Below are 12,995 nucleotides of genomic sequence, written 5' to 3'. Positions count from 1 at the left end.
AGTATAATAATTTAATTACTTGTTGCGGTTATGATAAGGCAAATCAGTCTTGATTTGGAAGAGAATTATAATCAAACTCTTCTTTTGAAACCTCTCTTTGCTCATCATGAAACTTTTCATCCTCGATTTGGTTGGTTAAAGAAGGGATTTGATTGGGTAAATCAAGATCCAGAAATTTTCTTGAGAGAAGATGCACCTGTACGTTTGGGTGTTGGTAAAAATATGGTTCGTTCTATTCGCTATTGGTGTTCGGCATTTAAGCTTCTTGAAGACGAGCCTGAGACGAATAGAAATCGCTTTACTAATTCATCAGATTTTGGCAAAAAGCTACTAAATAATGATGGTTGGGATGAGTTTATAGAAGATCCAGCTTCTTTGTGGCTATTGCATTGGAACTTACTCAAACCAACTTGTAGGGCTGCTGCTTGGTATTTCATTTTCAATGAATTTCACCAAATAGAATTTTCTGTAGATGAATTATTTAAAGCGCTTAGCAATTATAGAGATCTCGTTGCACCTCGTATTGCAGACTCATCCTTAAAAAAAGACATCACCTGCATTTTGCGGATGTACGTGGAGCAGAATTCTAAAACTGCTGTCAGCGAGGATTCGCTTGATTGCCCCTTTGCTGAATTAGGACTGATTCAGACGGCAGGAGATGCAAAACACTACGCGTTTCAAATTGGTTCAAAAACAAACTTACCTGCTGAGATTATCGTATCAGCTTGTTTAGAGTTTGCTAGCACAAAAGGTAAGCAGAAAACAATTTCTATTTCTAGTCTCACGTTCGATCCAAGTAGTCCTGGCAGGGCTTTCAAATTAACTGAAAGTGCTCTATATGACGCAATTGAGCAGGTAGGGCGCTGGTCAAATGACATCTATGTTGTTGATTCTGCTGGGTTAATTCAATTTTCCTTTACAAAGGATGCAAAACATCTGGCAGACGATATCCTAGACAAGTACTACAGTACTAGACGCAGTGGGGCAAACCTGTGAGACAAACACTATCCCAATTTTTTAGCCTCAATCGTCGTTATTCTCGTTCGATCAACTTGGCTCGCGATTTAGACGAGCTAGAAGCATTGATTGGCTATGTTCCTACCGAAAGAGCAGTTGATACTCTTAGACGGATATTGGCAGGGTTTATAGATCAACAAGCGAGTCGTGCTTGGACTTTGACGAGTGTTTATGGTACAGGCAAATCTGCATTTGCTCATTATTTGACTTCGCTTTGTGCGCCAGCAGACGATGTTATGCGTCAAACAGCACTAGAAATCGCGCAAAAAGCGTTCGGTGCTGATAGTTCTGAGTATCGGCAACTAAAAAACGACATACCTAGCACAGGTTTATTTCGTGCTGTTGCTGTAGCGCAACGAGAACCAATCAGTCATACAATTATCCGCGCCTTAGCACAAGGAGCAGAAAGATTTTGGCAAGATTCAAAGAAGAAACCAGCGATCGCATCAAAGTTGGTTGACTTGCAAGTCGAAATAGCATCCAGAAAAATTGATAGCCTAGACATTCCTAGCTTAGTACAGGAAGTTGCACAAGCAGCAAACACAGGTGTATTTATCATTATTGATGAACTAGGAAAAAATTTAGAATTTGCTGTATACAATGAAGGAGCAGAAGATTTATACTTATTGCAGCAATTAGCTGAACTGCCGAAAGATAGCAAGTCTCCTGTTTTTCTACTAGGAATATTACACCAATCTTTTAATGAATATGGGCAAAGGTTAGCCACTGTTCAACGAAATGAATGGGCTAAAATTCAGGGACGATTTGAAGATATTCCTTTCACGGAATCAGCTAGTCAAATGGTACGGTTGATTGGTCAAGTTATCGATCAATCAAATGCAGAGCCTTTTCATTGTGCAATTTCTAACCAAGCTGAAGAATGGTTTGATGAGTGTTTAAAAAACATAACGACAATAGAAGAATTAACACCAGCAGTATTGAGTGCGATTTATCCTTTGCATCCACTAGCTGCATTGGTTTTACCAATGTTGTGTACTAAGTATGGGCAAAATGACCGTTCCCTGTTTACCTTCCTGACGAGTCAAGAACCTTATTCGTTGAGAAGTTTTTTAGAAGAGCAAGTAGTTGAGGGAAATACACTACCAACTCTAAAGCTAGATCGAGTCTACGACTACTTCATTGAAACAGCAGGCATGGGTTTGGGGTCTAGACCAAATCTGAGTCGATGGGTGGAAATTCAGGATTTAATTGCAGATGCTAAGCACCTTGATTCTTCTAGTTTAAGAGTGTTGAAAACAATTGGAACATTAAATATAGTAACTACAACAGGTGCAGTTAAGGCAACCCGCGAGCTAGTAACGCTTGCATTATGCGATACACCCAATAAAGATGAACAGCAGTACTGGGAAGACATTATTGATCGTCTTTTAAGACGTAACATTATTACTCATCGCAAGCTGCTCGACGAACTACGAATTTGGGAAGGTTCAGATTTTAATGTGGAAGGTGAGGTTGCTGCTTATATCGAGCAAACGCGATCGCCTTTAGCGGCTCTTTTGTCGGAAATGTATCCTCTCAAACCATTGGTAGCGCAACGCCATAGTTATAAAACCGGAACGCTAAGGTATTTTGAGCGGCAATATATTGATGCTACAGCGGATTTAACTCAGTTGTATTGTACTAACAGCAATAGTGATGGATTAATTGCTTGCTGGTTAGATGAGAAAATACCTACCCAAGTTCCAGCCGAAACTGTAGATGGCAAGCCACTAATTGTGCTATGTGCCAAACGACTGGGCGTGTTGCGAATTCAAGCATTAGAATTTGCTGCCTTGAAGAAAATTCTAGCAACTGCTGCTGAACTGCAAACTGATACGGTTGCGAGGCGTGAAGTGCAGTATCGATTACTTCATACTAAGCAGTTACTCGATCAAAGCTTGAGTCAAGCCTTCGATTTGTCTATTAATCAAAACGTGTGCTGGATTCAAGGGAAACAAGAAGTTATTAGTCACGTTACACACTTCAACGCCAAACTGTCGGAAGTATGCGATCGCGTTTATCGTCAATCTCCAATTCTTTGGAATGAGCTAATTAACCGCCGCGAACTGACTTCTCAAGGGGCAAAAGCCAGACGAGAATTAATTGAGGCGATGCTAGAGCATTCCGGCGAGGAAAGATTAGGATTACAAGGATATGGTCCTGAAGTTGCTATGTATTACTCCCTGCTAGATGAGACGGGAATTCATCGTGCTGTTGAGGGAGAGTGGGGATTTTACCCGCCTGACGAAAAATCTGGTCTATGGACTTTATGGCAAGCTATTGACCAGTTTTGTTTACAAGCCAAGGAAAAACAGCAAACATTAGATAAACTCTATCAGCTTCTAGAAGCACCACCCTATGGGGTAAAGCAGGGTGCTATTCCTATAATTATCGCGGCAGTTTTGTTGTACCACGTTGATGACGTAGGATTTTATAAGGATGGAACGTTTGTTCCAGTTTTGGGATCGGAACACTTCGAGCTATTAGTTAAAGATCCTTCGCGGTTTGCAGTCAAGTATTTTGAAGTAGTGGGGCTGCGATCGCAAGTATTTAAAGAACTCGAAACTATATTGCGATCGCCAAAAACTCGCATACCTCAAGGAGTACGCAATGTTACGCTGCTGGCGGTAGCTAAACCACTATTTCAGTTTGTGAAAAAACTCCCCCCTTACACACTCAAAACCAAACGTTTAAGTCGAGAAGCACAAGCTGTTTTACGAACTTTACAGCAAGCACAAGAACCCGACGAACTACTGTTTACGTCATTACCACAAGCGTGTGGCTTACCGCCTATTGGTACAAGTAAAACGGATGATGGCACAACGGCAAAAACGTTACGTAAAAAGCTAGTACAAGCGCTTCACGAAATACAGACGACTTACGATCGCCTACTAGCTGAATGCAAAGCACGTCTGTACGATGCTTTTGGGGTGAGTAGCAGTGAGACCAAGCTACGGGAAGATTTGCGAGTTCGCGCTAGTTATATAGTGGGGCAATGTGTTGAAAAAACTCTCAAAAGTTTTGCGATCGCAGCTATAGATGAAGGCAAAACAGACTCAGAGTGGGTAGAAGCCTTATTAGTAATTGTGGCTGATAAGCCTGCTGAATTTTGGACAGATGAAGATGTTACAGGATTTGAGATTAAGCTCAGCGATTTGGCTAGACGCTTTAAAAACTTAGAAGCCTTACAGAAAGAGGTAGCAACTAAAGGTGAGGGCTTTGAAGCACGTAAAGTAACAGTGACTCGTCCTGATGGACAAGAGACTCACGGTATGGTTTGGATTGATCGTGAAAATCAAGATCAGATCGAGTCTGTACTAAATGAAATTTTGGGCATACTAAACAAGTACGATAACAGTCAGTTACAACAATCAGTTGTTGCTAAGCTGACTGAGCGAATTTTAGGTTCGTTACCTCAAGATGCAGTTGCTCAAATGCGAAAAAAGCGGCAGGATTGGAGAGATGAGCAAGAAACAGGTTAGACACATTCTCGGTCTATCGGGGGGAAAGGACAGTACCGCTTTAGCTGTTTTGTTGCACAAGGAGATTCCCTCTCTGGAATACTTCTTTTGTGACACTCATAAGGAATTACCGGAGACTTATGAGTACCTTAAGCGAATAGAAGCACGCCTTGGAATCAAAATCAAGTACCTTGAAGCAAGGCGCGGATTTGATCACTGGCTTGATGTGTATGGAGGAGTGCTACCTTCTCCTAAAATGCGGTGGTGCACCAAGCAGATGAAAATTATTCCTCTGGAGGATTTTGTCGGTGACGACGAAGCTATCAGCTACATCGGTATCCGCGCTGATGAAAATCGTGAGGGATATATCTCTACTAAGCCTAATATCAAACCTGTTTTTCCCTTCAAGGAAAGAGGACTTGTCAAGGCAGATATTATCCGTTTACTAGAAGAGAGCGGAATTGGACTTCCAGACTACTATCGTTGGCGCAGCCGCTCTGGGTGTTTCTTCTGTTTCTTCCAACGTAAGTATGAGTGGGTAATGTTGGCACAAGAACATCCAGATTTATTTGCTGAGGCAGTCAAATACGAGCAGGAACATAAAGACGGAAGAAATTACACTTGGACAGAAGGCGAGACGTTATTAGAACTCCTTGCCCGCAAAAATGAAATTATTGCTCAACATGAAAAGGCAATGGCTAGAGAGAAAAAAACTGCACCCAATCGCTTATTAGCTGAGGTTTTAGCTGCGGTTCTGGATGAAGATGATGAGCTGCCTTGTTTAATTTGTCATCTTTAAAGTTTAGATAATAGTGATGTCAAGTATGGAATACTCCAGTGAAACTTTGCGTTCAATCTTTGAGGCAGACACGAATAAAAAGTTAGTACTGCCCAATTTCCAAAGAGATTTTGTTTGGAACCGAGAAAAACAAGCTAATCTACTGGCTTCTGTATTAGTAGGTCTTCCTATAGGAAGTCTTCTTATTGTTGAAGGCAATAAAGATGATTTTCCAGCAAGAAGTTTAGGTTTCACAAAAGTGACTGAACCAAAGGATGAATGTAGATTTCTCCTAGATGGTCAACAACGTCTGTCTTGTCTCAAAAGCATTTTTGATGACTTATTCCCAGTTGAATCTTGGAAAAGTGTATGGAATGACTTATATGGTCAACTAAGAAATCGATGGTTCATTAAGATTTCTCCGCCAAATGAAAGCTCAGAAGATATTTGGGGATGGAATAAACTGGACTTTGTTGACGAACTCAGTAAATACGATCCTGAACAAGTACAAGACTTTATAATTCCTCACAAAATCTTAGTTAAAGATGAGAATAACCTTCATGCTTGGTATCATCCTGCTCACAAGGTTTTCAACAATCTGAAAGGAGAAGTTACTGCTGATGCTCAAAGAAGAGCAATGATTGCTGAAAAATTTGCATATGCAGATGTAGTACCTTTGTTTGAAATTTATTCAAATCAAACCCAAAACTCATTACACTATTTAACCTTGCAAAGGATAGCAAGAAGAAGAAGGGATGATCTGAAAGCAAAAGTACAAGATAGAGAATTTTCTCTTGAAGAGATATTGGGACACATTAATCCAACTGTTTCAAGCATTACAGATCAAACAGAGTTAAACGATCTGTGGTCAGAACTCTCTTCAATTTGGGCATCAGCAGTGCGTGATGCTCTTGAAAAGCTTCTAGAACAAAAGGTGATAAAAACGACATTGCCAGCGGATGAAATTACTAGAGCTGCATCAGTATTTGAAACAATTAACGAAGGAGGAACTCCTCTTAGCAACTTTGATTTGATAGTTGCCAAAAGTGCTGCTATTGGTATAGAATCGCTCTCTCAAACATTCAAAGAATTCATAAATGAAGAAATGGTAATTCCGGATTCTATCAGCAATTCCAATAATAATTGGAAGCTAGCTGATATGCAAGCAATTAAAGAAAACTCAATAGTTCGTTTTGTAACAGATCAGTTTTTGAACTTACTTTCTATTCTATCTTATGAAACTACCTTAACTAATAAAATCGATGATATTAAAGTAGAACATATTAAGCAAGCAAAAATTCTTAGACTCAAGCCTGAACAAATATCCTTAAACTTTAAGCGAACTATTAAATCTTTAAGGAAAGCTTTTGCTTTTCTCCAGCATCGTTGCGGAATCATTTCTGTTAATGACATATCATACAAACTAATGCTTCTTCCTATTGCTTATCTTTTTTCCCTAGAAGAACCGGTTGAAAGACAGATTGACAGAGAAGGGACTGGTTATAGAGAAACTTCTGAGGAAAGTTCGCAGAGTTTAGAGGAAAGCGAATCTGAATCTAGTAAAAAAGTCTGGACTGACAAAGAAAGTCTGGACAAAATTGAGTATTGGTATTGGGCTAGCTTATTTAGTGGAAGGTATAAAGAAAAACAGAATGAGCGGTGTGTTCAAGATATTCAATCACTTTATCATTGGGTTATTGAAAATTCAAATAATCCTTTCTTATCCTTCGTTGATAGTATTTTTGAAAAACCTGAGTATTCAGATGAAGCAACGCTTCTTCTTGAGAATGAAGAGTTTCAAGCTCCTAAAGCTGTTAAATCTAGTCTTTTACAGTATGTTTTAAGCAAAGAACCGAAAGATTTTCAGTTTCAATCAACTGACAAAAGCAGTAGCTCTATCCAGAAACTTAAAGCATGTAATATTGCAAAGAATAATGAAAAGATTGAAGAACATCACATTATCCCTTTAGGATCTGCAACTTCTATTGGAGAAAGTACCACAACAATTAGGAAAGATCCTCGTCACTTATTAAATAGCCCTCTGAATCTAACATATATTTCAAAGGATGCTAACAGGGAGATAAGCGACTTAGCTCCCAGAAGATACTTAGAACAATTGACAGATGCAACGGTGACTGGTCATGAAATTTCATCTCATATGATTGAATTACTTCATGGTTGTCCAGATGAATACGAACCTGAGTTTTATAAAAACGTTCTAAGGGATAGATTTAATACTCTTAAGCGCAGTGTCAAAACAGAATTAGAATCTTTAATTGAGAAAGATTAAGTCTTTCTTTTGCACAAGAATTACTTGTACATAGTGGTAGCTGTTTTGAGTACAAATTGCTGTTCGATAAAGGAGTATGCTATTTGCAATTTGATGATTTGCTATCACGAGCAGATGACGAAACGTTGCAAGCTTTGCTTGGAAATTCGGTAGTTCGCCTGCTCAGACTTCTAGACGCTAGCCTTGCCACTCCTTCTTATTTGCGTGAAGTTTTACTTGGTTTGTACACTCGCGAGAGTTTACTCCTATCAAAAGACAGCCGTACTTTACTATTAGACTTGCTACGCCCAGAACAAGCCAGAATATTGGCTGCAATTATGCAAGTTCCAGTGAGTGGCGATGTTTTTCAATCATTGAAAGAGGCTCAAGTGCGTCGTGGTTCTGAGCGGGAACGCGCTTTGTTTGACTTCTTTGAATTGGCAGTGCCGCAAAATGAGATTTATGTCGAGACTCCCGCACTAGAACTGTCTGCATCTGCATATCACTTGTTTGCCCATCAACGCGATGCAGCCCGAAAAGTCAAATACTTACTCAAACAAGAACCGCGACGGGTATTACTGCACATGCCCACCGGAGCAGGCAAGACGCGCACTGCCATGAATATCATCGCCGATCATCTGCGATCGCTCGAACCAACTCTAGTCATTTGGCTGGCATATAGTGAAGAACTCTGCGAACAAGCTGCTACTGAATTTCAGCAGGCATGGAAATATCTGGGCGATCGCGAAATATCGGTTTATCGCTTCTGGGGCGATCGCGAACTTGACCTTGACGGGGTGCAGGATGGCATAGTAATTGCAGGACTATCTAAAGTCTACAATCGTGCTAAACGCAGTATCCAGTTTATTAACCAACTAGGCAGTCGTTCGTCACTTGTCATAATTGACGAAGCGCATCAGGCGATCGCAGAAACATACAAGCTAGTTCTCGACACGCTTGTTGTGCCTTACCAGCACACAGCACTGCTTGGTTTAACAGCTACACCAGGGCGGACTTGGGCAGACATTAATGTTGATACAGAACTATCAGCATTTTTCGCACGGCGCAAAGTCACTCTCCAGGTTTCTGGCTACAACAATCCTATAGATTACCTAGTTTCAGAGCAGTATCTAGCACGGGTAAATTACCGCTCGCTGTTTTACCAAAGTGGCTTGAATTTATCCGACAAAGACCTAAAACACATAGAACAGGAACTTGAGTTACCAAAGAATATTCTTAACCACTTAGCAGAAGACGAACAGCGCAACCTCCGCATCATTTTGGAAGTTGAAGACCTTGGCAAGCGTCACCAGAGAATTTTGGTATTTGCTATATCTGTAGAGCATACAAAACTTCTTGCTGCCGTGTTACGAACTAGAGGTTGGCGAGCTGATGCTATCACTGGCAACACTCCTCCAGAAGAGCGATCGCGCTTGATTAGCACTTATAGAGACGACGCTCTCGAAACTAAAATTTTATGTAATTACGGGGTTCTTACGACTGGATTTGATGCACCGCGAACCAGTGCGGCGGTAATTGCACGTCCCACCAAGTCGCTTGTTTTGTACAGCCAGATGGTAGGGCGTGCCATTCGTGGTGTTAAAGCGGGTGGCAACGAAACTGCTGAGATTGTCACTGTCGTTGATAGCGAACTACCTGGCTTCGGTTCTGTGGCAGAAGCATTCAGTAATTGGGAAGATGTTTGGATCTGATACAAGGAAAAACTGTTTTAACTCTCCTTTCTAAAAAGTTTGTCAAAGTCTTTAAGTTTGAGGCTAGCCGAAATAACCACCTTGGCAGGGTTGTAGGGAACTATATAACTGTAGCCCCTTAAAAAACTCAGTCAATAGATTCTTAGAAGGAAAGACTAATGGCAACAAATTCCCATGATATTGTTCCTGCACATTTAGCAGTGCAGGCAATGCGAGACAATGGTTATAAAAATGCTGCTTATGCGATCGCAGAGTTAATAGATAATTCTATACAAGCTGGAGCGACTAAGGTAGAACTGCTGTGTGGTGAGAAGCAGGTTTTACTAGAACAGCGAAGGCGATCGCGTATTTATCAAATAGCTGTTTTAGATAATGGCAGTGGAATGGATGCAACCATTCTGCGCTTAGCTCTCCAGTTTGGCAATGGAACATATTTAGAAGAAAACAAACATACAGGAATTGGGCGCTTTGGGATGGGCTTGCCATCTTCTTCTGTTTCTCAATGCCAAAGAGTTGATGTCTGGAGTTGGCAAAATGGAGTGGAAAATGCCTTGTATACTTATCTCGATCTGAATGAAATCAAAAATCAAGTTCAGACACAAGTTCCAGAACCACAGATTAGAGCTATTCCTAATATTTGGAGAAGAGTTGGACGCAATTTCGAGCAAAGTGGAACATTGGTAGTTTGGTCGAATATTGACCGTTGTATTTGGAGAACTGGAACTGCCATCATTAATAATTCTGAGTTACTAATTGGCAGAATGTATCGTAGGTTCCTAGAAAATGGTCAAGTTTCGATTCGGATGATTGCTTTTGATTTTGACTATCCAGATAACGTTATTGCTGAAAAGTTTGCTTTACCAAACGATCCTGGTTATTTGATGGCAAAAACTTCTTGTCCTGCTCCTTTTGACAATACTCCAATGTTTAAACCGTGGGAGGGGGAAAACCACTACGAAGCTACTTTTACAATCGACTTCCGTGGCAAGCAACATGAAGTAAAAATTCGCTTTTCCTATGCTAAAGAAGAAGCACGTCAAGCTTCTCCTGGGAAAAATCCAGGAAGTCTTCCCCACGGACAACACGCTGCCAAGAATATTGGTATTTCAGTAGTTCGTGCAGGTCGCGAACTCGAACTCGATCAAACCCTAGTTAATACATACGATCCTACAGAACGTTGGTGGGGAGTTGAGGTAGAATTTCCACCAGCACTAGATGACCTTTTTGGAGTCACTAATAATAAACAGTCTGCCCGTAACTTCAGTGAATTATTAAAATTTGATATTGAATCTCTTCTGAAAGATGGAAAAACTATACATCAGTTAAAAGATGAGTTGCAAGAAGATGGAGATCCACGAGGACCGTTACTAGAAATTGCCCAGAAAATCAAGTCTCAACTAGGCATTATTCGTCGTCTGCTTGACGTACAAACAAAAGGATCTCGTAGCGGTCCCAAGCGTCACACAGGTCCTACAGCAGAACAAGTAGCAACCGCCGTGACAGAAGAGCGTAAGAAGGGAGGACATACAGGACAAAGTGACAAAGACGAATCTTTGCCAAAAGAAGAGCGACAAAAAGCTATTGAAAAAACTTTAACAGACGGGGGAATCACAGAAAGTCACGCAGTTCAACTAGCAGCAACTACCGTTGATGATGGCTTAAAATATATTTTTGCAGAAGCCGATTTAGAAACAGCTGCTTTCTTTTCAGTTAAACCTAGAGGTGGAGCAATTATTGTCACTTTGAATACCAACCATCCTGCATACAACAATCTCGTTGAAATTTTAGAAGAGGATGTAGAGGGAGTAGATGCGGAAACTTTGCGCTCTCGTCTAACAAATTCTCTAGAAGGGTTGAAATTGCTACTAATGGCTTGGGCGCGTTATGAGGACGAGCAGCCAGATGGTAGGAGAAAGCAAATGGTTCAGGATGCGCGGGGGGATTGGGGACGTATGGCAAGACAATTTCTAGAGCGCGAGGAATAACTGAAGGCAAAGTGGTAGTTTGAGGAAAAGCTTGATTGAATAATCAACTGTTTCACATGAGTGCTGAATTGCAGAGCCAAACGTCTTCTATTTACCTCGATTACCACTCAACTACCCCAGTCGATCCAAGGGTGGCAAACCAGATGTTGCACTACATGACAACAGCATTTGGCAACGCCAGCAGTCTTGACCACACCTACGGTGATGAAGCTTTATCAGCCATTGCAAAAGCAGGTATTTACATTGCTGAATTAGTGGGAGCATCACCTAAAGAAGTTGTTTTTACCTCAGGGGCAACTGAAAGTATTAACTTAGCAATTCAGGGCAGCATATCTCCCGATGCAAGTGCTAAAACTAAGCCCCGCATTGCGGTATCGCCAGTCGAACACAAGGCTGTTTTAGATACCTGTGATGCCCTAGCCAAAAAGGAATCGGCTGATATCGTCAGCCTCCGTGTTGACTCGAAAGGTAGGCTTGACCTTGAATATCTTAAGCAAATCTGTGCTAGCGGCATTTCCCTGTTATGTGTTATGGCAGCCAACAACGAAGTGGGTAATATTTACCCCATTCAAGAAATCGGACAGATTGCCCGAAACTATGACATTCCCTTCCTCTGCGATGCCTCCCAAGCTGTAGGAAAAATCCCGTTAAAATTTGCAGAGTGGGGAATCACTTACATGGCAATTTCAGCGCATAAACTCTATGGTCCTAAAGGTTCTGGGGCGTTAGTTATCAGGAAAGGATACCATCTACAGCCAATTTTCTTTGGTGGCGGTCATCAAAGGGGTGTGAGATCTGGAACTCTCAACGTTCCTGGTATTGTTGGATTAGGGGAAGCTTGTCGCCTGCGACAACGAGAGATGGAAGCAGATGAAAAAGCGATCGCATCCTTGCGAAACAGACTCCAGCAGCTATTGCTCAACAATATTCCAGGCTTAGTTATTAACGGCGATCCGAATTCTCGTCTCGCAGGAAGTCTCCACATTTCTATCCCCGATGTTCCCAATAGTGCAATCATTGCTAGAGTGCGATCGCGCTTAGCTATTTCTACTGGTGCTGCTTGTTCTTCTGGAGTAGAAACACCTTCGCATGTCTTGCAAGCATTAGGTTTACCAAATAATCTAATTGATGGAGCGTTACGCATTGGTCTTGGTAAATTTACAACTGAGCAAGAAGCTTACCAGGCAGCAAACATTATCTCACAAGCTGTCAACCAAACGCGTGAAGCTACGCTCGCTTAAAACTCGAAGTATGACTTGACTTAACTGCACTGCTGAGTTACAGATTTATTGAAATAGCTTCCACAGGACAAGTAGGGATACACTGTTCGCAGACAATGCAGCGCGATCGCGTAAATGTGAGACGATACGTTTGGGGGTCGAGCGTTAAGGCTTCTGTGGGACAAACACCCGTACACAAGCCACAATCAACGCAGCTATCTTGATCGATGACAATTTCTGCGATACTTTGCGAGACATTAATATGCAGCGATCGCATCCATTCAATCGCCGCATCAAGCTGATCGATATCGCCGGATAGTTCAACAACGAGTTTACCAACTTGATTTGGGGCTACTTGGGCGCGGATAATATTTGCTGCCACGTTAAAATCTTTTGCCAAGCGATAAGTAACGGGCATTTGTACCGCGCGTTTGGGAAAGGTCAGCGTAACTCGCTTTTTCACGACTTCAAATTTATGGTGTCATTCACTCTAGTGTAGCGATGCGAGGAAAGACTAGAGGTTTTCGCGGCTTCGGTTACACTGAAATTATTA

General features: G+C 41.4%; 8 protein-coding genes. 7 read left to right on the top strand and 1 reads right to left on the bottom strand.

The features are described from left to right. The first annotated feature begins 30 nt into the window (after nucleotides 1–30). From GLO7428_RS06615 to GLO7428_RS06585, 7 genes are all read left to right on the top strand, one after another. Nucleotides 31–996, top strand: a complete 966-nt coding sequence (locus tag GLO7428_RS06615; protein ID WP_015187793.1) for a DUF4007 family protein — start codon at nucleotides 31–33, stop codon at nucleotides 994–996. Then, nucleotides 993–4,499, top strand: a complete 3,507-nt coding sequence (locus GLO7428_RS06610) for a hypothetical protein (RefSeq protein ID WP_015187792.1) — start codon at nucleotides 993–995, stop codon at nucleotides 4,497–4,499. The genes GLO7428_RS06615 and GLO7428_RS06610 overlap by 4 nt, the downstream gene beginning before the upstream one ends. Next, nucleotides 4,480–5,277 carry a phosphoadenosine phosphosulfate reductase family protein gene (locus tag GLO7428_RS06605; RefSeq protein ID WP_015187791.1) on the top strand — a complete coding sequence of 266 codons (798 nt, stop codon included), beginning with the start codon at nucleotides 4,480–4,482 and terminating at the stop codon, nucleotides 5,275–5,277. The genes GLO7428_RS06610 and GLO7428_RS06605 overlap by 20 nt, the downstream gene beginning before the upstream one ends. Nucleotides 5,278–5,293: 16 nt before the next feature. Further along, nucleotides 5,294–7,546 carry a DUF262 domain-containing protein gene (locus tag GLO7428_RS06600; RefSeq protein WP_081588054.1) on the top strand — a complete coding sequence of 751 codons (2,253 nt, stop codon included), beginning with the start codon at nucleotides 5,294–5,296 and terminating at the stop codon, nucleotides 7,544–7,546. Nucleotides 7,547–7,629: 83 nt separating this feature from the next. Next, on the top strand, nucleotides 7,630–9,237 hold the full coding sequence (locus GLO7428_RS06595) for a DEAD/DEAH box helicase (RefSeq protein ID WP_015187789.1): 1,608 nt from the start codon (nucleotides 7,630–7,632) through the stop codon (nucleotides 9,235–9,237). Between the two features lie 158 nt (nucleotides 9,238–9,395). Further along, nucleotides 9,396–11,222, top strand: a complete 1,827-nt coding sequence (locus GLO7428_RS06590; RefSeq protein WP_015187788.1) for an ATP-binding protein — start codon at nucleotides 9,396–9,398, stop codon at nucleotides 11,220–11,222. Between the two features lie 35 nt (nucleotides 11,223–11,257). After that, a complete protein-coding gene (locus tag GLO7428_RS06585; protein ID WP_231295556.1) occupies nucleotides 11,258–12,463 on the top strand; it encodes a cysteine desulfurase family protein in 1,206 nt (401 codons plus the stop codon). 37 nt (nucleotides 12,464–12,500) lie between these two features. Here the strand turns inward: GLO7428_RS06585 and GLO7428_RS06580 are convergent, their stop codons facing one another. Continuing rightward, entirely contained in the window at nucleotides 12,501–12,905 is a 405-nt protein-coding gene (locus tag GLO7428_RS06580; protein ID WP_041918534.1) for an NIL domain-containing protein, read from the bottom strand. Nucleotides 12,906–12,995 lie beyond the last annotated feature (90 nt).

This window comes from Gloeocapsa sp. PCC 7428, from assembly GCF_000317555.1.
Classification (GTDB): Bacteria; Cyanobacteriota; Cyanobacteriia; order Cyanobacteriales; family Chroococcidiopsidaceae; genus Chroogloeocystis.
This window is presented reverse-complemented; position numbering and strand designations above follow the sequence as displayed.